Source organism: Bacillus sp. FSL H8-0547, from assembly GCA_038002745.1.
GTDB lineage: Bacteria > Bacillota > Bacilli > Bacillales > Bacillaceae > Bacillus_P.
In genome coordinates this window covers 269,954-291,111 of the sequence record JBBODD010000001.1, presented here as the reverse complement: position 1 = coordinate 291,111, position 21,158 = coordinate 269,954, and the positions used below count along the sequence as shown (strand labels likewise).

Here is a 21,158-nt window from a genome sequence, read left to right as displayed (position 1 = left end):
CTTTCCCGCATGTGTTTATAGTTTAACTATCGGCCGATTTTTCCTATTTTAAACCTTTTTCTGGGAGGAGGTGAGTTTTTTTAATAAATGCCTGAACTCCGTGTTCAGCCGCTCATAATCCTCTATTGTAAGTCCGCTTGCTGCAGCCATGTACTCGGGGACGCGTGAGGCATCCGCCTGCAGATTCCGTCCTTGTTCTGTCAGACAAATGTTCACTTTTCGTTCGTCTGCTTTTGACCGGTTCCTCTGAACGAGTCCCGCTTCTTCAAGCCTTTTTAAAAGAGGTGTCAGAGTGCCCGAATCAAGAAACAGTTCTTTTCCAAGTGCATTTACACTCATCTCTTCCTGCTCCCATAACACTAGCATGACCAGGTACTGGGGATAAGTCAGCTTAAGCTCCTGCAGGATGGGCCTGTACAGCTTAGTCATTTCCCTCGAGCATGCGTAAATAGAAAAGCAAAGCTGCTGCTCCAGTCTGAGAGATTGCTCTATAGCCATCATACATTCTCCTGACATTTCTTATTTGACAAGACCAGTATACCCTTGTTATATTAGTTTTGCAAAAATAAATTGTGCACAATTAAATTATACAAAATTAAAGGAGAGATTCACATGCAAAAGCTATACACTGCAACAGCATCAGCCATTGGCGGCAGAGAAGGACGGGTGCAGACCGCCGACAATTTCCTGGACCTTGCAATTGAAATGCCGAAAGCGCTGGGAGGACGCGGCGGAGAAGGGACGAACCCGGAACAGCTGTTTGCTGCAGGGTATGCAGCATGTTTTGACAGTGCGCTGAACCTTGTTGCCCGTACTGAGCGTGAGAAAATTGGCCAGACAAAAGTCACTTCCCACGTTTCGATCGGAAAAGATGACTCCGGCTTCGGACTGTCGGTTGTGCTGGAAATTCATATCCCGGATGTGTCAGAAGAACGCGCAATGGAGCTTGTTCAAAAGGCTCACGGCGTATGCCCGTATTCAAAAGCGGTCAAAGGAAATATTGAAGTTGAATTAAAAATTGTTTAAAGATGGAAAAGAGCTCACGTTTAGGACGTGAGCTCTTTTGCTTTATTGGATGGCGGCCTGGACATTAATTAATCCCGCACCATAATAAAATGGGTCGCCCAAAGGCAGAGCAGTGTTTTTCAGCCTGCTTCGGACTTCTGTATTGGACATGGATGGGTATTTTGACAAAATAAGTGCTGCAGCACCAGCAACATGAGGAGAAGCCATTGAAGTTCCATTAAAAGATGCATACTTATTTCCCGGAACCGAACTTAAAATATTTACACCTGGAGCCATCACTTCAAGTTCGCTGCCGACACTTGAAAATGAAGCTCTGGCATTTGCTGAATCAACGGCTCCAACAGCAATGACAGAACTGTATTTGGCAGGGTAGCCAATTGTATTCCGTTTGCCCTTTGATCCGCTGTTTCCTGCAGCAGCAACAACCACTACTCCTCTGCTGTAAGCGAGGTCTGCGGCCTGTTTAAGAGCTGTTGAATCCTGACTGCCGCCGAGGCTCATGTTAATAACATCCATACCATTAGCAACAGCCCATTCAATTCCCTGTGCGATTCCGCTGTAGCTGCCGCTTCCTGTTGAATCAAGAACCTTTACTGCATAAAGAGAAACGTCCGGTGCAGTACCGAGCACCCCAACTGTATTATTTAATGCTGCTACAGTGCCGGCTACATGAGTCCCGTGACTATCGCCATCAATAAACGGATCAGGCTCATTTGGGATAAAGCTTGCTCCGCCTGAAACATTCAGATCTTCATGGGAAGCGTCAATTCCGGAATCGAGAATGGCAACCTTTACACCGCTTCCTTTTACCCCTGACGACTGAACGGCGTCTGCTTTAATTTGTGTGATTCCATAAGGGACGGATTGTCCAATGGCTTTTGCTTCGAAATCTTCTTCAACAAACAGAACGTTCGGGTTTTTCTCGAGCGCTGCCGCTGCCTGATCCGGCAGGGAGGCGTGAACAACATTCATATATTTATATTGATGCTTGACCTTGCCCCCGAAACCGGAGATGATCGATGCTTTCATTTTAGAATCTTTAACAGTTGGTTTCATTCCGATGAGGTAATCTTTCTTTACCGTTTCCGCTTCTGCCGGCTGCATGGAAAATGCCATTGTGAATGCTAGAATAGCAGCAAGAAGCAGACTGAAAATCTTTTTCTTTTTCATCAAATACCCCCTAGGTAGAAATGATTGAATAGATTGACTATTCTATTAATTATGCTACCATTTTAATAGAAGGTCTTGTATTGGGAAAAATGAGCCTTTTTTCACCGTTTAATGCAGAAAAGCAGAGGGGTGTTTCCTTACAACTTTTAATATTGGGAAATAAGGTTGTATTTTTTCGTTTAATTTCGGAAAATTAAGTCTATTTTCCCAATACGAAACGACAAGGAATCGTCATAATAAAGAGAGAATGACATATACAGATTAGTAGATGAGGTGCTGCCCATGGAAATCGGAAGTCGGATAAGGTTCTATCGCATACAGCAGAATATGACCCAGGAGGAACTGTCTAGAGGCATCATTTCCACTTCATACTTATCGAAAATTGAAAATAACCAGACCACAGCAAGCATCGAGGTATTGGATTTCCTCTGCAGCAGACTTAAGATCAACCTCATCGAAGAAGAAGAAATTCCGCTCATGAAGTCCCTGTTTGACTGGTACCATGATATCGTTCACCGCCGGCAGGATACTCTCAAAAAAAGATATGAAGAGCTCCGGGAGAAAATCCATTCCACAAGCGACACAACAGCCATGCTGTACTTTGTTCTTTTTGAGTTCAGATACTTGCTCACAGAAAGAGATTTTGCAGAAGCAGAAGCAAAGCTTGAGAAAATCAGCCTCTATAAAGATATCTTTGAAGAAAAAATGACGTACTATTACGAGAAATTCATCGGCCTTCATCACTACCTTCAGAGCAAATATTCCTCAGCCCTTATGCATCTTAAAGGAGCTGAACGGTTTTTGACGAAGCATCTCCCCTTTGAAAAATGGGAAGAAGCGGATCTCTATTATTCAATCGCCCTTACCCTCAGCCAGCTGCGGAAGGCAGCCCTGGTCATTCAATATACCCACTTCGCATTAAATATCTATCAGTCAAGATATGATTTAATGAGATGTGCCGAATGCCAGATCCTGCTTGGGATTAATTATTTGAGGTGTGAGGAGTACAGCAGGTCAGAGGAAAGCTATCAGCTTGCCCGAAAAATAGCCGAACAGCTGAATGATAAAAGTTTACTAGGAATGATCTGCCATAACATGGGGTATTTAAGTTCTATCACCAAAAAATATGAACAGGCAATTGATCATTATAACGAGGCCTTGAAGTACAAAAATAAACATGAAGCATTAAGCACAATTTTCTCCATTCTCTACGCGTATTACCAGCTGGACAAGAAAGAGGATGCAGAAAAGTGGATTCTTGAAGGCCAAACCATTTTAAAGCAGAATCCTAATCAGGAATATGATTATCATTTTAAAGTCTATGATTCTCTGCTCAAAGGCAATCTTTCAGCTGAATTTGAATTCTTTATGCTGGAAGTGGTCATTCCGTACTTTATTGAACATGAAAAGCAGCAATATATTATTGAATACTCGGAGCTCATGGCCTCTTACTTCGAAGAGCGCCACAAATATAAATCAGCGGCACACTACTATCAAATCGTATGTAATGCTTTAAAAAGAGCTTATTCAAATTAGGAAAAGAGGAGAATGATTTATGAAGAAACTATTAGTTGGATTAACCACTGGCGTATTCTCTCTGGCGTTTGCAGCGGGAGTTGGACTTTTCTCAGAACCTGACCATCCGAAAATTGTTTCTGAACCTGATCACCCGAAGATTGTTTCGGAGCCGGATCATCCTAAAATTGTTTAATTGATAAACATAGACTTTGGCCAGCGAGTCTGGCTTGATACCATTTTAGTCATGAAAAACCGAACTAGGGTAGCTAGTTTGGTTTTTTTATGTTTAAAGCCTATGAATGGATTCGTATTTGTGTGTGTTTCTACTAGTGCCGCCGATTTTATTGGAAAAGGATCGTCGTTTATGGCGTCATTCGCTGGAGTGCTGCCACTTTTAACGGAATTGAATCCTTGTTTGTGGCGTCAATCGTTGGAGTGGTGCCACTTTTAACGGTAGTGGCTCCTGGTTTGTGGCGTCATTCGCTGAAGTGCTGCGACTTTTATCGGAGATGGAACCTCGATAGTGGCTCGTTATCCTCTAACAGCGCTTTCCCTCATCCATTGACCCAAGAAAGTGTTCTATTCCGCCTCTAACAACACTAACCCTCGTCGATTGAGCCAAGTAAATATTCTATTCCGCCTCTAACAACACTAACCCTCGTCGATTGAGCCAAGTAAATGTTCTATTCCGCCTCTAACAACACTAACCCTCGTCGATTGAGCCAAGTAAATGTTCTATCCGCCGTTAACAACACGAACCCTCGCCGATTGACCCAAGTAAGTGTTCTAATCCCCCGTTAACAACACGAACCCTCAACGAATGAACCCAGTAAGTGCTCTAAACCCGCCCTTAACAGCACTCCACCCAGTCCTAAAACCCCATCAACAGCTCCATTCATTCTTTTGAACTAACGATTTGCTAAATATTCTGCCAAAATGGCCGATGTATGGTGTATAAGTCTTTTTGCACACATACATACTTGGCAGATTTGGTTAAAAAGGAGGGTCTGGATATGAGAAAGAGAAAAGGATGGAATTTTAACAAGAGGTCAAACCTTACATTGAAGGGCAAGCTGCTGGGGAGTTTTTCGATCATCATGGTGCTCAGCCTGCTGATGGCAGGATTTACGATTGCCGGGTTCACTATGGTCAACAGCCAGACGAAGAAAATTGTGCAGGAGGATATGCAGTCGCTGCTTGCAGAAGGCAAGCTCAGGGACAATATCACACAGCGGGTTTCTTTAATCAGGGCATATTTCATTTATGGAAAAGATGAATACAAAGATCAGTATTATGAGTTGACGGAAGAAAGCAAATCTCTTCAGAAAAATCTGCTTGAACGCAGTGTGAACCCTAAAAGCAGGGAGCTTATGGAAAAGAGTTCCGAGTGGGAGAAAATGGTTGAGGAAGATGTGATTAAAAGCTTTGATTCCGGGATGAGAGTGACAGCCAATCAGACGTTGAGAGGCGATGTTCAGAATCTTGCGGATGAGCTTACAAAGGGCTTTGACGCCCTGGCTGAAGAGCGTGAAAAATCGATTGTAAGAGATGGTGACGCGATCATCAGTCAGGGAAGATTGATCAATCTTCTTGGAATTGTTTTGTCTTTACTTATTATCGGAACGGGTATTTTTCTTTCTGTCCGGATTTCAAATGCCTTGACGAAACCAATTCATTCCATCGCCAAAAGGATGGAGGATATTTCAAAAGGACAGCTGAATCATGAGCCCATGTCTCTTGATTCGAAAGATGAAATTGGCAGTCTTGTCGCATCTGTGAATGAAATGAATGTGCAGCTGAGCGGAATTGTCCGGGACATTTCGGAAGCATCGGTTGTTGTTTCATCGCAAAGCGGTCAGCTGCAGGCTTCTTCAAAAGAGTTAAAAGCTGGAAGCGAACAAATTGCGTCAACGATGCAGGAGCTTTCATCGGGAGCTGAGACGCAGGCATCTTCCGCTTCCGATCTTTCTGAAACGATGGGTGAACTGATGGAATCCATTTATGTCGCGAATCAAAGCGGGGAAGCTGTTGCAAAAGCATCTGGTGAAGTTCTCACTCATTCGTATGCGGGGTATGAACTTATGAATGAATCTGTCAATCAGATGAACCGCATTAATGGACTTATGGAAACAACTGTTGAAAAAGTAGAGCATCTGGATGAACAGTCAGAGAAAATTTCCACTTTGGTGGATGTCATTCAGAGCATCGCAGATCAGACGAATCTTCTTGCTCTTAACGCAGCGATTGAAGCTGCCAGAGCAGGGGAGCACGGCAGAGGGTTTGCGGTTGTGGCAGATGAGGTTAGAAAACTTGCTGAACAGGTTTCAAGCTCAGTTGTTGATATTAACAAGATTGTCAGCAATGTCCGCAAAGAAACAGAAGAAGTAGCTGAAAACCTGAAGGATGGATATAAGCAAATTATAAAAGGGTCTGCATCCATCAGTAAGACAGGAGAGAGTTTTTCAGAGATTAAAGAGTATATTGAAGAAATGTCGGGAAGAATCACGACCATCCAAAAGGATTTAAACCGCATTATGAAAAGCAGCGAAATCATGAATGATTCCATTTCAAGTATTGCGTCAGTTTCAGAGGAGGCTGCGGCAGGGATTGAGCAGACTGCTGCTTCTGCTGAACAGTCAAGCCAGTCCATGGAAGAGATATCAGGACATGCTGATTCACTGGCTGCCGTCTCAACAAGACTTACACAGCTTGTAAACCGGTTTAAACTATAAAAAAATGAGGCGCAGCAGGCGCCTCATTTTTTATTGCGGAAATGAAACTGAGCGTTTAGCTGGCCTTCAAGCATTTTTTTGCGGTAATCAGGATTTGAACGCATTTCCTTCTTGCGCATTTCTTTCAGGATTTCATTCGTCTGCACGCCGTCTTCACGTTTGTTGGCAATGTCCATTAATCGTTCTACATCCGAAAAAGAATACTTTCTTGTGCCTCTTGAGGTCCGCTGCGGAGAAATCAGATGCCTCTCTTCGTAATAGCGGATTTGGCGCAGGGATAAGCCGGTAAGCTCGCTTACAATCCCGATTGAAATCACTTTTTTATCTTTATATGAGTGGTCTTGCTGTTCCATTTTTCCACCCCGCACTTTCATTTCTTTTTCCAATTATACCTTATGGAAATGAGTTGAAGTGCACTTTTGTCAGAAAATCTAACATGAATTGTTAGATTTATAAAAAACATTGTGAGTTTATTTAACAACAATGATGATTTATGAATCTTTTCTCATTACACTTGAATTAACAGATTGAAGGAGGAGACAGCATGGATTTGAAGAAGGCAGCTGAAATTGCCAGGAAGATTGTAGAACTGGATGTAAGGAGGGATGAAATGCTTGAGGATCTGCAGAATGAAATCGGAAAAGATGCGCATGAATTTCTGCGGTACATGCAAAACTCATGCCTGAAAAAATCATCCTGATCTTCTGGCCATTCGGGAAGGAAGAAAGTCCGTTAAAAAGTGACTGAGCTCAAAAAGATAGTCTTCTGTAAACATTGAGGTTACATCGCTGAAGCGGTCATATCTGTGTTCATAAGCACATAAAAGCAGCAGTTTCCCGGATTTGAATTCAGCAGTATACAGCTGCTCATTCTTCGGTTCAAGTGTATTCAGAAAATAGATTTGATGCAGTTCCCCGCGTGTCCGATAAGCAATCGGGCGGATATGATTCATTGTCAAGCCTCCTCCATGTAATAGCCTGAGACTAGTCTTGACCGTTTACGGCTTTTTAACACATTCAGCTGAACTTTTACACTGGCTTAACCGTGGACTAACAATCAGCGGGTAGAGTGATAACTAGACAGTTTGAAAGGAGAAGTGAAAAATGAGCAAATTGTTCCGGAAAGCTCTTGAAGATCAAAGGGTTTTTTACAGCAGGAAATTGAACTCGCTCGGCATATACGACGAAGAGGTGCTGAGCAGCATGACGCTGTCTGAATTAAAAAAGGAATATCAGTATTTTTACAGCGGTGTACCTTTTATGAAACTCACCCATAAAAAACCTGTGCAGCCGTAGAATCCCGGTTTATACTCTTCATGGCGGGCAAAAATTGCAAAAACGATGCCATTCTTCTAATCAGCCTTCCTCATGAAATCCCGCCAAAAGCCGAGATGTTCTCCGGCTTTTTTTGCTGTCTGGAAGACGCGCGGTGCAGGAACAGAGGGAAAAGAGAAGATAGCCTCGAGACACGAAATTGTGGTAAGATGATTAAAAGAAGACTGCGGAGGAATTTATGACAGTTGCAGGTATTGTACTGGCCGGCGGAATGTCGCGGCGATTTCAGTCTGATAAGGCATGTGAACCATACAATAACGGCACATTTCTCACGTATGCTTATTCGGAATTGAAAGCGGTATCAGATGTTGCTGCAGTCTCCGGACGCAAATTGAAACATCCTGAGATCACAAGTTTTGAAGACATTCCTCCATTTAAGGGACTTGGACCGCTTGCCGGAATTTACTCGGCTATGAAAATAGTAAAATCTGAATGGTACCTTGTCCTTGCTTGTGACATGCCGCTGATTGACCGGCAGACTCTCTCTGTCTTTACAGGGTTACAAACCGCAGGACATTCAGCTGTTGTACCTGTTATTCACGGAAAGGTTCATCCGCTTTGTGCAATGTACCATCGCTCGCTGCTTCCCGTGCTGCAGAAACAGCTTGAGGACAGAGAACTTAAAATGATGTCACTGCTGCATGCCGCCGAACCGCTCATGCTCGATCAATCGCATTTTGACCGGCCTGACCGATTTGCAAATATCAATAAAAAAGAGGATCTGGCCTTATTGAATGAGCCAAAGTTCCAGCAGGAAAGAAGCCTTTAAAAAACAGTATTTTCATAGTAAAATAATCCATGTTGTTTTTTGAATTTTTAGATATCTTTAGAATGTTAAGGTAAGAGGGCGATGAGAATGAAGTCTTATACAAATGAAGAACTTGAACTTGCACTGAATCTTTTTAAAACGTTTGCAAGGGCATTTAAGAGTGTTTCCGAACATTCAATTCGTGACAGCAAGGAACATGGGTTTAACCCGACAGAGTTTTCTGTGCTTGAACTTCTTTATACGAAAGGTCCCCAGAAGCTTCAGCAAATTGGCTCGCGTCTTCTGCTTGTCAGCGGGAATGTTACCTATGTGATCGATAAGCTTGAAAAGAATGAATTTATATACAGGGAGCAGGATCCAAAAGACAAGCGTTCTGTTTATGCCAATCTTACTGAAAAAGGAAGAACCTACCTGGATGAGATCTATCCGGTACATACATTGCGAATGGCCCGGGCTTTCTCCGGCCTGTCCATCGACGAACAGCAGCAGCTGATGGCTTTGCTGAAAAAAGCAGGCGTACACAGTCAGCATCTGCTTTTCAGATAAAAAATCCCGAAAATCGGGATTTTTTATTTTGGCTGTACGCCTTAATCATCCTGCGTGCGATCTGACAGCATCCAGTGTCCATTTCCACATCAGGCAGCTCACTGCGATAAAGAACAGGTGCAGCGCTGCGAACGAGGCGAAGCCGGTGTGATAGGAAAATAATCCATTTTCCAGCAGGAAATAGTGGATGCAGAGAAGGATAAGAAAAAGCAGCAGCTTAATGACTCTGCGGCGGATAAGGACAATCAGTGTGTAAAAAACGCACGCAATGCTGAAAAAGACAGAGTTTGCTGCAAGATGATCACGAACGGGATTATCAAACCAGCCCGGCTGAAACAAATACATGGTAAGCGGAACGGTTGCTGCCCATGTTAGTGTTAAGGATACGCTCAAATTCATAAAGTAAAGGCCCAGTTTGGCAGCGGGGCGGTTATTTTTTTTCAGCAGCCTGTACCACCAGGATGAAATGAGAAAGGCGGCAGGAAGCAGCAAAGTTGTATAGTAAACTTTCCACCAGTGATGTTCATAAATTCCCAAATGCAAAAAGGAAACTTCCACAGCGGACATGCCAAAACTGATCAGCAGCATCGCCGGAAAGGTAAGCCTGTAAAATGCGGCTGTGACACCAATCATCGGGACAATCATGAGCTGGCTGAAAATAGAACCAAATGAGCTGTCTGAGAAAGGGTCACTGAAAACTTCCGGTTTATATGTATAAGAATGTAAGAAAACAAAGATGAAAACTTCAAAAATAATCGCAAGCCCCGCATTTAACAGCCATAGAGGAACGAGCATGGGACGGTCTTTTCGTGCATTTGCATAAGCAAGCGCTGCGGTTGCTGCGAAAAGGAGAAAGAACCAAAAAAAATTCGGCATAGGTCAGGCCTCATTTATATAAGAGTATGACTTATTTTTGTCATTCTCCCGATGAATTATGTTTGGCTTAACAGATTCGGGATGATGACGCTGTTATCCTTTTGATTTTTGCTCCTCAATGAAATGCAGGATTTGCATTAGCACTTTATCCTGCGGAGAGGAAAAGAAGTCTGCAAAGGGACAGGACATATCCTGCAGGCGATCGGCAACTGTGTTCATTGTATACGAGTCAGGCTTCAGACCGTCCTTTACTTCCTCCCAATAGAGCGGTGCTGCTGCAAAGGCTCCTGCAGGATTTCCCCTGAGAGAATAGGGTGAAATGATGGTCTTGCCTTCAGCATGCTGAATATAATCGATATACAGCCTGTTTCCGCGGTTTTTCTTCAGTCTTTCAACCGTAAACGCTTCAGGGAATACCTGTACAAGATAAGAAGCAATAAATTCTGTAAAGCTTCTCGTCTGCTCGTAGGAAAATGTCCCCTCCGTTATGGGGATGTGAATCTGAATGCCTTTTCCTCCTGAAAGCTTTGGAAAAGACTTAAGAGAGAATGATTCAAATAGTTTATGCATTTCAAGAGCCGCTTTTACAGCAAGTCCAAATTCATTTCTTGAAGGAGGGTCTAGGTCAAATACGATTTCATTTGGCTGATGGGACTTCCGGGTCTGAAAGGGAACGTGAAATTCGATGGCACCCTGATTGCCGAGCCACAATAAAGTGGAGGGGTCATTGCAGAGAATGTACTGGATTCCTTCATGTAAGGATGTTTGAATAAAATCCGGCGCGTAGTCAGGGCAGTTTTTCTGATAAAAAGCTTCATCAGAAGTGCCGTGCGGATAGCGGATGACAGTCAAATGTTTATTCTCAAGAAAAGGGAGCATGCTTTCAGAAACATCAATCAAGTATGCAAGATAATCTTCCTTTGACCTTACCGGATTGTTCCAAAGAGGCTTGTCCGGGTGAGTAAGATGAACGTCTTCATGAACGGAAACCGCATGTACTTTAAGCTGTGACCATGTGCAGAGTTCAGGAGCAAGGTCAAATCTGAACGCATGAAATGAAGGCTCCCGCAGCTGATTTTTGTACAGTCCGAGAAATTGAAGTTCCACACAGATTGCTGGAGCAATAGTGATCCATTGGGAATTTTCCTTCTCTTTATTTTGTCTGAGAATCTCCACAAGCGATTCTCTTTCTGTTTCCTCAAGCCCGTGGGAAAAAACACCGGCTTCCATAATCGTGCCGTGATCGTAAGTGCCTGCTTTAAAGTAGCCGTTTTTCTTGTCATATCCGATAATAAATACATGGCCGTATTTATAGTTTTTTATTTTAAGCCAGTTTTTTGTGCGGATGCCTGCCTCCCACCTGCTGTTCAGATCTTTCGCCAGAATTCCTTCTGAATCGTGGCGTATGGCATCCTTAAACAGGGCATCTCCGTCTGAGAAAGAGGGGACATATTGTATACGTCCTTCCCCGGGTGCGGGGGTGAGCGGAAAACCACATGATTCCAACAGAGATGACAGTTTCTCCTTTCTGATATTGAGAGGGGAAGCCGAGAACTTTTCACCGGCGCACTCTACCAGATCAAACACCAAAAACGTACATGGATCAGCATGTACTGCACGCTGGATGTTCTCCTCCTTTTTCAGCCTTCCCCGCTTTTGAATCTTCTCAAATGATGCTTTGTGCGCACTTTGCAAAACGGTGAGTTCCCCGTCAAGTGTACAAGGCATAAACGGCTGAAACTTGGAAAAGCTTGAACGGACAGCTTCTATGATTTCGGGAAAAAGAGGAGCAAGGTCTTTTCCGTTTCGGCTTGTAAAGGAAATGGCTGATTGTGAGATGGAAAGAAGGGCTCTGAATCCGTCATATTTTATTTCAAAGCTCCACTGGCTTCCTGCAGGCCTCTTTAAAGAAAGAGATGGAAGCATTGGTTTTACATACATAGCAGACTTCCTTTGCTTTTTATTACTCTTACTATTTCTTATTAACGATTCGTTTATGAAAGGATGTTCTAATGATGAAAGCCGTATTTTTGGACCGTGATGGTGTGATAAACGAAGTGCTTACGGAGAGGGTCCGCTTTGTGAACAATCCCTCACAGCTTTACCTGCTTGACGGTGCTGCAGAGGGAGTGCGGATTTTATGCGATAAAGGCTATAAAGTGTTTGTCGTCACCAATCAGGGCGGAGTTGGACTTGGCTATATGAAAGAGGCTGTCCTAAAAGATATCCACCGGAAAATGGTTGAAGAGATTGAAAAAGCAGGAGGGAAAATCGAAGAGGTCGCATATTGCGCACATTCCCCGCATGCCGGCTGCGAATGCAGAAAGCCCGGTTCCCTCATGATTACCGATCTTGCTGAACGACATGGCGTTACAATAGAAGAAAGTTACATGATCGGTGACAGGGATGTGGATATAATGGCCGGAAAAAAAGCGGGAACCAAAACAATTCTGGTTGGCTCATCTGATCATGGCGCGGATATGAATTTTCCTTCTCTGCTGGATGCCTCGAAATGGATTGGGGAACAGCAGGAATCCCGCTGATTGCTCAGCGGGACTGTCCTTACGCTTTTTTTCTGGCTGTTTTGGTTTTTTTGCCGGCTGCCGCTTTTTTCTTTGTTTTTGCAGCTGGTTCTTTTGCTGCCGGTTTTTCTTTGGATTTGTCGATGCTTGCCTGAAGGGCGCTCATCAAGTCAACGACATTTTCACGGGGAGCATCTGCAGGTGTTTTGCCCTCATTTTTGCCGGCTTTTTTCTGAATCAAATTCAGGAGCGCTTCGCGGTAGTCATCTATATAAGATTCTGGGTTAAAAGAGGTTGTCAGCTGGTCAATGAGCATGATTGCTGTATCAAGTTCCTTTTCCCCTATATCTGTCTTCTCAGGAACACTTGGCACGTCTGATGCTTTTCTGACTTCGTCCGGGTAATGAACTGTCTCCATCACAATCGTATTCTGGTATACCCTCAGAACCGCGAGCTGCTGTTTTGAACGGATGGTCATTTCTGCAACACCGATTTTACCCGATTTCAGCAGGGCCTCGCGCAGAAGAGAATAAGCTTTTGCTCCATTTTCCCCGGGGCCGATAAAATAGGAGCGATTAAAGTAAATCGGATCAATTTCATCAAGGTTGACAAAATCGATGATTTCAACCGCTTTATCCTCAAGCTCCTGCTTAAGCTGTTTGAGTTCGTCTTCTTCAAGGATGACAAATTTTCCTTTTACGTATTCGTAGCCTTTTACAATCTCATCATTTCCGACTGCTTCATCACAGTTCGGGCATTTCTTTTCATATTGAATGGGCGTATGGCATTTACTGTGCAAACTCCTCAGCTTCACATCTTTATCTTCAGTAGCGGCATATAATTTAACCGGTATATTGACCAGTCCAAAACTGATGGATCCTTTCCACATCGTGTGCATGTCAGATCTCCTGCTTTCCTTGATGATATATCATTAGGTTTGCCATAATTTCTGTGATAATGTGCAGGTTCCATACAGCTGTTTATTGTTTATGATCTTTTTAAATGGGAATATTTCTAGAAAAGAACAGGAGGGGAAGCCATGGAGCAAAGCAAAACTGCGGCAGACCTAAACCCGGCTGGAATTGCCGGGGCAGGAGCCATTGATCAGACATCTGATTTCCGCATCAGCCAAATCATGAATTCTTCAAGAAGAGCGTTTGCCTCTTGGAGAGAAAAGAGTGCAGGAGAACGGCTATCTTATCTGAAAAAGCTGAAACACGTTCTGATAGACCATATGGACGAGTGCATTGAAGTTCTCGCAGCAGACACCGGAAAAGTAAAAATAGAAGCGGTTACAGCAGATTTGATGCCTGTTCTTGACACATTATCCTTTCTCGAAAAAAATGCTGAAAAAAGTTTGAAGGCGAGGCGTGTTAAGACGCCGATCCACTTTATCGGGAAAAAAAGCTACATTGAATATATGCCAAGAGGAGCCGCTCTGATTATCTCGCCCTGGAATTATCCCCTCCAGCTCGCACTCGTGCCAGTCGTAAATGCTCTTGCAGCAGGAAATACCGTTATTTTGAAGCCTTCGGAAATTACCGCTGAAACAGGATTGTTTATTGAAAAAGCCGTTCAGCTCGCAGGTTTTCCGGATGGAGTCATTCAGGTGGTTCATGGAGGAAAGGAAACCGGGCAAGCGCTGGTTAAAGCTAAACCGGATTTTATCTTTTTTACAGGATCTGCTGCTGCAGGCAAGAAGATTCAGGAAGAAGCCGCAAAGACCCTCATTCCCGTTACATTGGAGCTCGGAGGAAAGGACCCCTTCATTGTTTTTGAAGATGCAAATCTTGAAAGAGCAGCGAAGGCAGCTGCATGGGGTTCCTTCACAAACAGCGGGCAGGTCTGCATGAGTACTGAGAGGATTTATGTGCAGGAGGATGTGTATAAAACATTTCTTGACCTGCTCGTTTCTGAAACAGTCAAGCTGAAGCAGGGTCGTGGTGAGGATGATGATATCGGCGCGATGACACATCCGTCGCAGCTTTCAGTTATAAAAGACCACGTGGAAGAAGCCGTTGCGGGAGGGGCACGACTCATCGCCGGATCACTTCCTGAAAACTGGAAGCTGTCTGAAGGCCTGTTTATCAATCCGATGGTTTTTGCAGACGTAAAGCAGCATATGAAGATCATGCAGGAAGAAACCTTTGGGCCTGTTGCAGCTGTCATGCCGTTTCAATCTGAAGATGAGGCCATTGCTCTCGCGAATGATTCAGTCTATGGGCTGAATGCAAGCGTCTGGAGCAAAGATCTTGAAAAAGCTAAGCGTGTTACTTCAAGACTTGAAACTGGAAACGCCGTTATTAATGATGTGATGATGTCCATAGCCAACCAGCATCTCCCGTTTGGAGGAGTGAAACAAAGCGGAATCGGAAAGTATCACGGCAAGGACGGAATCCGCCGCTTTTGCCATGAAAAATCTGTCATGGTGGACAGGGGCAGAAAAAAGACAGAGATGCAGTGGTATCCGTATAAAAACAAGTATAACAAAGTAAAGTCGCTTTTAAAGATGCTCTACGGCAGGAAAAGAAACAGGAAGGCACGCTAAAAAACAGCGGGAGAACCTCCGCTGTTTTTTTCTGTTTGTAAGGAAATTATAAAGAATAAAAGGCTGTGGATAGCATAACAAATTTATCCTCGGCAAGCGTAAGCTCCTAAATCCTCTCTCAGAACAAATCCGTCAAAAAAGGTGGGAACCGGACTCTTCAGCCTGATTCTTATCTGCCTATCGGAGCGGGCCTTGGCGCTTGCGCTTTTGTTCTTATCCCTTAAACTGAATGAACAGAATGACCGCTCCCAATATCCATACGTAGACCGCAAATCCCCTCAAAGAATGTTTCTTCACAAATTGGATCATCCACTTAACAGCCACATATCCTGTCAGGGCAGCACTAAGCGTAGCAACGAAAAGAGGGAAGAAGCCAATAGTCGCCGCCTCGCCTGAAAACAAATCGGATGCCTGAAAAAGAATAGCTCCGAATATAGCAGGTATCGACAGCAGAAACGAAAAATAAGCAGCTGTTTCTTTGTCTATTCCTCTCATAAGAGCTCCGACGATCGTCATTCCTGATCTTGAAATGGCAGGGAAGATGGCGAGGGCCTGGAAGGAACCGATGAAAAAGGCATCAAAAATGGTGAGGTCATCGAGTTTTTTTGCTCCTTTTTTTATGGAATCAGCAAACCATAAAAATGCTCCGGTAATAAGAAACTCCCATCCGATCGTTGCCCCTGATTTGCTGATGCCGTCAAAAAAATCGCTGATGAAAACACCTGCAGCCACCGCAGGCAATGTTCCCGCAGCAAGCAAAAGAGTTAATTTGCTGAATGGCTGTTTCAAAAGCCTCCATAATATATCTTTGTAAAAGACGATCAGGGCAATAAATGTGCCAATGTGAAGCATCGTATCGAGAAAGATCCCGCCGTCCTTCATGCCAAACAGCATTCTGCCCAAGTAAAGATGACCAGTTGAACTGATGGGAAGAAATTCCGTCAGTCCCTGAATAACGCCCAAAATAAACGCCTGAATCCAGTCCATTTTCATCACCCCTGTAAAATAAGCGTTCATAAAAATGCCAAAATAAAAGTATTGTAAAGTTGTCCCTTTTTAATGATATGTATAGTATGATAGCTTGTAGAACTGAAAGGCTGATTTGTGCGGCTGCTTCTGATAAGAAGGAAAGTACTGCGCGTAATCGATGTCTGTAATAAAGGAGTCTGGAACTGAATATGGAACATTACATACTTGCTTTTATTGAGTACTTTAAAGACCTCTCCTATTTTGGGGTGCTTTTTGCTCTATGTTTTGAATTTGTGCCTGCCGAGATTGTTCTTCCGCTCGCTGGATACTGGGTGTATCAGGGAGATATGCTGCTGTGGGGCACTGTGCTTGCCGGCACGATTGGCGGAACAATCGGTCCGCTTACCCTTTATGCACTTGGCCGCTATGGTGGAAGACCTTTTCTGATTAAATATGGAAAATACATGTTTATCAATGAAGAAAATCTCGCTAAGGCCGATTTGTTCTTTGAGAAAAACGGGGCTATGGTGGCTTTTACGGCAAGGTTTCTGCCAGGGGTCCGAACGCTGATCTCCATTCCGTGCGGCATGGCAAAAATGAACGTCTGGGTATTTTCCATCTATACCTTTGCAGCCATGCTGCCGATCACATTCCTGTATGTTTATCTCGGATTTAAACTTGGGGATAAATGGGAACAGGTAGGCGGAATGGCAAACGACTATTTGCTTCCTGCCGCTGCAGTAGTCGTAGCTGCTTTTATTTTGTACAAGTTCTTCACAAGAAAAACGGTCAAGCCCTCAGCAATTTCACAGGATAAGAAAACCAGCTGAAAAACTTGCTGCATCCTGACATGGATTTCCTAAAACGTCTTTTCCAGCATAAGGAAAAGATTTTTTTTGATAAGAGTGAAAGGAAATTGGGTATATAGAGAAAATACAGATATAGGAGGAATGTTGAATGGATGTTGCCCTTTTGCTTGAATACGGGTGGGTATTACTTGTTTTAATTGCACTGGAAGGAATTCTTGCGGCAGACAATGCTCTTGTTATGGCCGTCATGGTTAAGCACCTTCCGGATGATCAAAGAAAAAAAGCTCTGTTTTACGGGCTTGCAGGAGCATTTGTCCTGAGGTTCGGCTCGCTTTTTTTAATTTCATTTTTGGTCGATGTCTGGCAGGTACAGGCAATAGGGGCTGTTTATCTGCTGTTTATTGCCATAAATCATTTGGTGAAGAAATTCATTTTAAAGAAGGATTTGCATGGTGATAAGGACAGAAAGGAATCAGGCTTTTGGATGACGGTTCTTAAAGTGGAACTTGCAGACATTGCGTTTGCGGTTGATTCCATCCTTGCGGCAGTCGCACTGGCAGTAACACTGCCTGCAACGGGTCTGCCGGAAATCGGAGGTCTGGATGGCGGCCAGTTTGCCGTCATTTTGGCCGGGGGCATCATTGGCCTGATTATCATGAGATTTGCAGCGAGCTATTTTGTCGCCCTGCTGCAAAAACGTCCGAGTCTTGAGACCGCTGCATTTGTCATTGTTGGCTGGGTAGGAGTGAAGCTTGCTTTGTACACGCTCGCTCACCCGGACATTAACATCATTGATAAACATTTCATTGAATCTGCAACATGGAAGCTTATCTTCTGGATTGTTCTAGCAGGGATTGCTGTTGCCGGATGGTTCTTATCCAAAGATGAAAGCAGTCGCCCGGATACAGAAGAAGAGAAGCTTGTGGAAAAAGCTGAAGACCGACTTGATTGAGCACCCTGAAAGGGGTGTTTTTTTTTTTGAAATTAAATGACAGTTCGTGGGTGAAATAGTGGTTTTATATTAAAAATTTTACAATTAATCAACTTTTACCCTGGATTTCCGCCTTTATTTGTAACCTTTTTGTAAAAAAAACTAATATTACACCCTCAAAACCCAAACTTGCTTCGTAGCTGTTTAGTAAGAAAAAAGAAAGGAGAACAATTATAATAGATTCTTCATCTGCTGCTTCATCAATGCCTAATAGGTTCATCTTTACCTCAAGGCTCTCACGATTCCAAATTTCTTCCTTTGCGCTCTCAGGGCAAATTAGCTATGATTATACGAAGTAATATGGGAGAACTGAGGTGAGAACCGGTGCTTAGCCTGTTGTTTAAACTTGGCAAAAAGAAACCAACTTTAGAAGAAACTGTCCTGCAGATCCAGGACGGCGACACACAATTGCAGAACACATTAATTGACCAGTATAAACCTTTCGTGGCAAAAACCGTTTCTTCGGTCTGCAAAAGGTATATTGATGAAAAAGACGATGAATTCAGCATTGGATTAATTGCCTTTAATGAGGCCATTGAAAAATATTCAACTGAAAAGGGAAGTTCGCTGCTCGCTTTTGCCGAATTGATTATAAAGAGAAAAGTCATTGACTATATTCGAAAAGAAGCAAGAAACGCCCAGACAGTAAATATTGATCTACAGGAACACGAAGAAGGCGAGGCTTCGCAGAGCAAGATTGAAGCGGAGCTGTCCGTTGAAGAGCATCAAAAGCTCATTGAACAGGAACAGCGAAGGGAAGAGATTGTGTATTTCCATAAAGTGCTCCAGGAATTCGGTCTTTCTTTTTCAGAGCTGATGGAGAATTCTCCAAAACATATGGATGCAAGGCAAAATGCAATAAAAGTAGCTCAAGTCCTGATTGAGCACGATGAGCTGAGGCGGATTCTGTTTGCGAAAAAACAGCTTCCTGTTAAACAGCTTGAATCGCTTGTATCTGTCAGCCGCAAAACAATAGAGAGAAACAGAAAATATATTATTGCCATGACAATAATTTTATCGGGGGATTACGTTTATCTGAAAGACTATATAAGAGGGGTGCTTCAATCATGAAAAAAGGGATCGTCGTTGACCGTAATGATGATTATGTTACATTGCTTACCCCTGATGGACAATTTTTGAAAGCAGCAAAACAAAAACGTTCATACGAGCTGGGTGAGGAAATTACTTTTTTTCAGCTTTCAGATACAAGCGAAAGAGCATCAAAATCAGTAAGTATTTTTAATCTGCGCGGAATTCGAAACGGGTTACTCGCAGTGGCAGCTCTTATTCTTATCTTTTTTACCTTGCTGCCCGTTTTGAATGATGACAGGGTATATGCTTATATGACGATTGATATCAATCCAAGCTTTGAGCTTCAATTAAACGAAGAACTTAAAGTCATAAGGATTGAACCCATGAATGAAGATGGGAAGGCTATGCTTGCCGAACTGAAAGACATGAATAAACGCAGTGTATCAGATGTCTTTTCAACCATTGTGGACAAAAGCAGATCTCTCGGCTATTTAACAGACGATAAGGAGATCTTTGTGACGACGGTAACAGCAGATGACAAGCATGAAGAGACAAAAAAGAAAATGCTTGCAGATGTTGTGCGCCTGAAAGAGTCATACAAGGAACAAAGCCTGAATGTTCAGGCGGTAGAGACAGATGTTGAAACACGCAATAAAGCAGTGGAACAAGGGATTTCTACTGGTAAATATGTAAAACTGCAAAAAACAGAAGAAGCTGATCCTGCAGAAAAAGAAGATGCGGAAAAGCGCAATGAAGAGGAAAAGGCTGATAAAGAGACAGAACCAGCCAAACCGGAATCTGCTGAAACAGTTCCTCCTGTTAAAGAGCCAGCACCTCCGCCAAAAAAGGATCAGGAACCGCCTGCTTTGAAAGAGAACAAAGAGAAGGAAATCAACAAAAAGCCCGCTGTGCCAGATCCGCCTAAAGAAAAAGAAACATCGATGAACACAAATAAACAGACAGCTAAAGCAAAAGCCGAAGCTGAAAAAGTAAGTAAAGAAGCTGAAAAAGCAAGAAAAGAAGCAGATAAAGCAAGTAAAGAAAGAGAGAAAGAAAAAAAGCGGAATGAAGAGAAATCCCGTGAAGACGATGATGACGAGAGAGACGGCGACAGCCGCGACCGGGATGATGACCGCGAGGAAGATGAAGACAACGACAATGACGATGACGATAATGAGGGGTCAAGATCTGATCGTGATTGAAACATAGGGTGCCGCGAAAGCGAATCTGACCGGATAGGCACCTGCTGCATACATAGAAAGAAGAAAACCGCAGGAGGATTCCTGCGGTTTTTGCCATATTATTCAGTTTTAGAAGCCTGTCCTCCAAGACCTGCCTGTGCTTGTGCGACCAGGCGCTTCGTGATTTCTCCTCCAACAGAACCGTTAGAGCGTGCAACTGTATCAGAACCAAGCGTAACGCCGAATTCCTGTGCAATTTCATATTTAATTTGATCCAGGGCCTGTTCAATCCCAGGAACAAGCAATTTATTGCTGCTGCGTGCCATTATACTCAACTCCTTCATAAAAGTTTGCAGCCATAGGGCTGTGTTTATAGTCTTGTTTCAAAAGGACAATCTATACTGGCAATTGTGCCCTATGATATGAGGTGAAGGGGTTGAGTAAATGACACTTATTTAAAAATGCTCCTGCAGAAACAGACGGGTTCTTTTCTGAAGATAGGATGTGATGACGGAAAGCACGGTAATCGTCAAAATATCCTTTACCTGATTCCAGTCATCTTCCGGAAGATCCTGAAAAAGGTCATGAGCCGCCTGTATTTGATCCTGAACATCCTTTTCGAGCTCATGTTCAGAAAGCGAGAATACCGTGATCGATTCCATACGTTCAAGAATTGTCCCGTAAGCGGAGTAATAACGCAATGGCGAAATCAAATCATCGCTTCGGTCCGATAATGTATTAAACAGAAGCTTCAGCAAATGCCTGATTGTATCAAAATCAAATGCTGATTTCAGGTCTCTCACAATGAGGAGGATGGCTGCTTGTTCGATTGAATATTTTTTGCCGTGTTCAGGTGAGCCGATCAGCTCTTTCATATCCCTCTTTATCCAATTCTGAATCGATGTGGACTTTAAAGAAGTCAGTTCGCACAGTTTTGCAAGTGAAACAATTTCATTTGATGAAAGTCCTCTTGGAAGAGGCTTGGAGCTTCTGATGAAATCAGGAAAATCAGACGGGTCGATCCCGATTTCTTTCAGTACAGATGCCGGAGCCGCATCGCTTTCTCCCTGCAGGGTGAAAAGCAGTTTGGCCATTTCTGAGCGTTTCAGCTGTATTTTCATGGGCATCACCTCTT

Annotated in this window: 24 protein-coding genes; 14 read left to right on the top strand and 10 right to left on the bottom strand. The window is 43.4% G+C overall.

The genetic code is table 11. The features are described 5' to 3' along the window. Positions 1 to 48: 48 nt before the first annotated feature. Complete coding sequence (locus MHB63_01495) at positions 49 to 498, bottom strand: MarR family transcriptional regulator (GenBank protein ID MEK3805261.1); 450 nt, start codon at positions 496 to 498, stop codon at positions 49 to 51. Positions 499 to 612: 114 nt separating this feature from the next. On the opposite strand from MHB63_01495, the gene MHB63_01490 reads away from it, so the two are divergent. Next, positions 613 to 1,026: an organic hydroperoxide resistance protein gene (locus MHB63_01490; GenBank protein ID MEK3805260.1), complete on the top strand. Its 414-nt coding sequence runs from the start codon at positions 613 to 615 to the stop codon at positions 1,024 to 1,026. Between the two features lie 42 nt (positions 1,027 to 1,068). On the opposite strand, the gene MHB63_01485 is transcribed toward MHB63_01490, so the two are convergent. After that, positions 1,069 to 2,196, bottom strand: coding sequence for a S8 family peptidase (locus tag MHB63_01485; GenBank protein ID MEK3805259.1), 1,128 nt, complete (start codon positions 2,194 to 2,196; stop codon positions 1,069 to 1,071). A 282-nt stretch (positions 2,197 to 2,478) separates the two neighbouring features. Between MHB63_01485 and MHB63_01480 the strand changes: the two genes are divergently transcribed. The 3 genes from MHB63_01480 (at position 2,479) to MHB63_01470 (ending at position 6,446) form a co-directional block, all read left to right on the top strand. Further along, on the top strand, positions 2,479 to 3,732 hold the full coding sequence (locus tag MHB63_01480) for a helix-turn-helix transcriptional regulator (GenBank protein ID MEK3805258.1): 1,254 nt from the start codon (positions 2,479 to 2,481) through the stop codon (positions 3,730 to 3,732). A gap of 19 nt (positions 3,733 to 3,751) precedes the next feature. Continuing rightward, positions 3,752 to 3,907: a hypothetical protein gene (locus tag MHB63_01475; protein MEK3805257.1), complete on the top strand. Its 156-nt coding sequence runs from the start codon at positions 3,752 to 3,754 to the stop codon at positions 3,905 to 3,907. A gap of 820 nt (positions 3,908 to 4,727) precedes the next feature. Further along, positions 4,728 to 6,446 carry a methyl-accepting chemotaxis protein gene (locus MHB63_01470; GenBank protein ID MEK3805256.1) on the top strand — a complete coding sequence of 573 codons (1,719 nt, stop codon included), beginning with the start codon at positions 4,728 to 4,730 and terminating at the stop codon, positions 6,444 to 6,446. A gap of 23 nt (positions 6,447 to 6,469) precedes the next feature. Here the strand turns inward: MHB63_01470 and MHB63_01465 are convergent, their stop codons facing one another. After that, entirely contained in the window at positions 6,470 to 6,799 is a 330-nt protein-coding gene (locus MHB63_01465) for a MerR family transcriptional regulator (protein ID MEK3805255.1), read from the bottom strand. 191 nt (positions 6,800 to 6,990) lie between these two features. Here MHB63_01465 and MHB63_01460 point away from each other — a divergent pair, with 191 nt between their 5' ends. Beyond that, positions 6,991 to 7,146 carry a hypothetical protein gene (locus MHB63_01460; GenBank protein MEK3805254.1) on the top strand — a complete coding sequence of 52 codons (156 nt, stop codon included), beginning with the start codon at positions 6,991 to 6,993 and terminating at the stop codon, positions 7,144 to 7,146. Here the strand turns inward: MHB63_01460 and MHB63_01455 are convergent. Next, a complete protein-coding gene (locus tag MHB63_01455; GenBank protein ID MEK3805253.1) occupies positions 7,138 to 7,398 on the bottom strand; it encodes a hypothetical protein in 261 nt (86 codons plus the stop codon). The two genes, MHB63_01460 and MHB63_01455, sit on opposite strands and share 9 nt — an antisense overlap. A 151-nt stretch (positions 7,399 to 7,549) precedes the next feature. Between MHB63_01455 and MHB63_01450 the strand changes: the two genes are divergently transcribed. From MHB63_01450 to MHB63_01440, 3 genes are all read left to right on the top strand, one after another. After that, positions 7,550 to 7,741 (top strand): stress protein, encoded by a 192-nt coding sequence (locus tag MHB63_01450; GenBank protein MEK3805252.1) that lies wholly within the window; start codon positions 7,550 to 7,552, stop codon positions 7,739 to 7,741. Positions 7,742 to 7,958: 217 nt separating this feature from the next. Then, positions 7,959 to 8,549, top strand: a complete 591-nt coding sequence (locus MHB63_01445; GenBank protein ID MEK3805251.1) for a molybdenum cofactor guanylyltransferase — start codon at positions 7,959 to 7,961, stop codon at positions 8,547 to 8,549. Positions 8,550 to 8,630: 81 nt separating this feature from the next. Beyond that, positions 8,631 to 9,095, top strand: coding sequence for a MarR family transcriptional regulator (locus MHB63_01440; GenBank protein MEK3805250.1), 465 nt, complete (start codon positions 8,631 to 8,633; stop codon positions 9,093 to 9,095). 45 nt (positions 9,096 to 9,140) lie between these two features. Here the strand turns inward: MHB63_01440 and MHB63_01435 are convergent, their stop codons facing one another. Together MHB63_01435 and MHB63_01430 are read right to left on the bottom strand one after the other, a co-directional pair. Next, the gene (locus MHB63_01435) at positions 9,141 to 9,971 is read right to left on the bottom strand and encodes a hypothetical protein (GenBank protein ID MEK3805249.1); all 831 of its coding nucleotides are present in this window, start codon (positions 9,969 to 9,971) and stop codon (positions 9,141 to 9,143) included. A gap of 93 nt (positions 9,972 to 10,064) precedes the next feature. Beyond that, entirely contained in the window at positions 10,065 to 11,912 is a 1,848-nt protein-coding gene (locus MHB63_01430; GenBank protein ID MEK3805248.1) for a DNA ligase D, read from the bottom strand. Positions 11,913 to 11,983: 71 nt separating this feature from the next. On the opposite strand from MHB63_01430, the gene MHB63_01425 reads away from it, so the two are divergent. Further along, positions 11,984 to 12,514, top strand: coding sequence for an HAD family hydrolase (locus MHB63_01425; GenBank protein MEK3805247.1), 531 nt, complete (start codon positions 11,984 to 11,986; stop codon positions 12,512 to 12,514). A gap of 19 nt (positions 12,515 to 12,533) precedes the next feature. Here the strand turns inward: MHB63_01425 and MHB63_01420 are convergent, their stop codons facing one another. Continuing rightward, positions 12,534 to 13,391, bottom strand: coding sequence for a Ku protein (locus MHB63_01420; protein MEK3805246.1), 858 nt, complete (start codon positions 13,389 to 13,391; stop codon positions 12,534 to 12,536). Between the two features lie 141 nt (positions 13,392 to 13,532). Here MHB63_01420 and MHB63_01415 point away from each other — a divergent pair, with 141 nt between their 5' ends. Beyond that, complete coding sequence (locus MHB63_01415; GenBank protein MEK3805245.1) at positions 13,533 to 15,041, top strand: aldehyde dehydrogenase family protein; 1,509 nt, start codon at positions 13,533 to 13,535, stop codon at positions 15,039 to 15,041. A 213-nt stretch (positions 15,042 to 15,254) separates the two neighbouring features. Here MHB63_01415 and MHB63_01410 read toward each other — a convergent pair whose 3' ends face one another. Further along, on the bottom strand, positions 15,255 to 16,028 hold the full coding sequence (locus MHB63_01410; GenBank protein MEK3805244.1) for an undecaprenyl-diphosphate phosphatase: 774 nt from the start codon (positions 16,026 to 16,028) through the stop codon (positions 15,255 to 15,257). 191 nt (positions 16,029 to 16,219) lie between these two features. On the opposite strand from MHB63_01410, the gene MHB63_01405 reads away from it, so the two are divergent. The 4 genes from MHB63_01405 (at position 16,220) to MHB63_01390 (ending at position 20,044) form a co-directional block, all read left to right on the top strand. Continuing rightward, entirely contained in the window at positions 16,220 to 16,840 is a 621-nt protein-coding gene (locus tag MHB63_01405) for a DedA family protein (protein MEK3805243.1), read from the top strand. 127 nt (positions 16,841 to 16,967) lie between these two features. Next, positions 16,968 to 17,771, top strand: coding sequence for a TerC family protein (locus MHB63_01400; protein ID MEK3805242.1), 804 nt, complete (start codon positions 16,968 to 16,970; stop codon positions 17,769 to 17,771). A 363-nt stretch (positions 17,772 to 18,134) separates the two neighbouring features. Further along, positions 18,135 to 18,881, top strand: a complete 747-nt coding sequence (sigI, locus tag MHB63_01395) for an RNA polymerase sigma factor SigI (GenBank protein ID MEK3805241.1) — start codon at positions 18,135 to 18,137, stop codon at positions 18,879 to 18,881. Then, entirely contained in the window at positions 18,878 to 20,044 is a 1,167-nt protein-coding gene (locus MHB63_01390; protein ID MEK3805240.1) for an anti-sigma factor domain-containing protein, read from the top strand. Before sigI ends, MHB63_01390 begins: the two co-directional genes overlap by 4 nt. Positions 20,045 to 20,142: 98 nt before the next feature. On the opposite strand, the gene MHB63_01385 is transcribed toward MHB63_01390, so the two are convergent. Then, the gene (locus tag MHB63_01385; protein MEK3805239.1) at positions 20,143 to 20,349 is read right to left on the bottom strand and encodes an alpha/beta-type small acid-soluble spore protein; all 207 of its coding nucleotides are present in this window, start codon (positions 20,347 to 20,349) and stop codon (positions 20,143 to 20,145) included. Between the two features lie 129 nt (positions 20,350 to 20,478). Then, positions 20,479 to 21,144: a DUF1836 domain-containing protein gene (locus MHB63_01380; GenBank protein MEK3805238.1), complete on the bottom strand. Its 666-nt coding sequence runs from the start codon at positions 21,142 to 21,144 to the stop codon at positions 20,479 to 20,481. Positions 21,145 to 21,158 lie beyond the last annotated feature (14 nt).

Bases quoted from the DNA above. Each gene is read 5' to 3' on its own strand.
- MHB63_01495 (MEK3805261.1), bottom strand. From the start codon at position 498: ATGGCTATAGAGCAATCTCTCAGACTGGAGCAGCAGCTTTGCTTTTCT.
- MHB63_01490 (MEK3805260.1), top strand. From the start codon at position 613: ATGCAAAAGCTATACACTGCAACAGCATCAGCCATTGGCGGCAGAGAA.
- MHB63_01485 (MEK3805259.1), bottom strand. From the start codon at position 2,196: ATGAAAAAGAAAAAGATTTTCAGTCTGCTTCTTGCTGCTATTCTAGCA.
- MHB63_01480 (MEK3805258.1), top strand. From the start codon at position 2,479: ATGGAAATCGGAAGTCGGATAAGGTTCTATCGCATACAGCAGAATATG.
- MHB63_01475 (MEK3805257.1), top strand. From the start codon at position 3,752: ATGAAGAAACTATTAGTTGGATTAACCACTGGCGTATTCTCTCTGGCG.
- MHB63_01470 (MEK3805256.1), top strand. From the start codon at position 4,728: ATGAGAAAGAGAAAAGGATGGAATTTTAACAAGAGGTCAAACCTTACA.
- MHB63_01465 (MEK3805255.1), bottom strand. From the start codon at position 6,799: ATGGAACAGCAAGACCACTCATATAAAGATAAAAAAGTGATTTCAATC.
- MHB63_01460 (MEK3805254.1), top strand. From the start codon at position 6,991: ATGGATTTGAAGAAGGCAGCTGAAATTGCCAGGAAGATTGTAGAACTG.
- MHB63_01455 (MEK3805253.1), bottom strand. From the start codon at position 7,398: ATGAATCATATCCGCCCGATTGCTTATCGGACACGCGGGGAACTGCAT.
- MHB63_01450 (MEK3805252.1), top strand. From the start codon at position 7,550: ATGAGCAAATTGTTCCGGAAAGCTCTTGAAGATCAAAGGGTTTTTTAC.
- MHB63_01445 (MEK3805251.1), top strand. From the start codon at position 7,959: ATGACAGTTGCAGGTATTGTACTGGCCGGCGGAATGTCGCGGCGATTT.
- MHB63_01440 (MEK3805250.1), top strand. From the start codon at position 8,631: ATGAGAATGAAGTCTTATACAAATGAAGAACTTGAACTTGCACTGAAT.
- MHB63_01435 (MEK3805249.1), bottom strand. From the start codon at position 9,971: ATGCCGAATTTTTTTTGGTTCTTTCTCCTTTTCGCAGCAACCGCAGCG.
- MHB63_01430 (MEK3805248.1), bottom strand. From the start codon at position 11,912: ATGTATGTAAAACCAATGCTTCCATCTCTTTCTTTAAAGAGGCCTGCA.
- MHB63_01425 (MEK3805247.1), top strand. From the start codon at position 11,984: ATGATGAAAGCCGTATTTTTGGACCGTGATGGTGTGATAAACGAAGTG.
- MHB63_01420 (MEK3805246.1), bottom strand. From the start codon at position 13,391: ATGCACACGATGTGGAAAGGATCCATCAGTTTTGGACTGGTCAATATA.
- MHB63_01415 (MEK3805245.1), top strand. From the start codon at position 13,533: ATGGAGCAAAGCAAAACTGCGGCAGACCTAAACCCGGCTGGAATTGCC.
- MHB63_01410 (MEK3805244.1), bottom strand. From the start codon at position 16,028: ATGGACTGGATTCAGGCGTTTATTTTGGGCGTTATTCAGGGACTGACG.
- MHB63_01405 (MEK3805243.1), top strand. From the start codon at position 16,220: ATGGAACATTACATACTTGCTTTTATTGAGTACTTTAAAGACCTCTCC.
- MHB63_01400 (MEK3805242.1), top strand. From the start codon at position 16,968: ATGGATGTTGCCCTTTTGCTTGAATACGGGTGGGTATTACTTGTTTTA.
- MHB63_01390 (MEK3805240.1), top strand. From the start codon at position 18,878: ATGAAAAAAGGGATCGTCGTTGACCGTAATGATGATTATGTTACATTG.
- MHB63_01385 (MEK3805239.1), bottom strand. From the start codon at position 20,349: ATGGCACGCAGCAGCAATAAATTGCTTGTTCCTGGGATTGAACAGGCC.
- MHB63_01380 (MEK3805238.1), bottom strand. From the start codon at position 21,144: ATGAAAATACAGCTGAAACGCTCAGAAATGGCCAAACTGCTTTTCACC.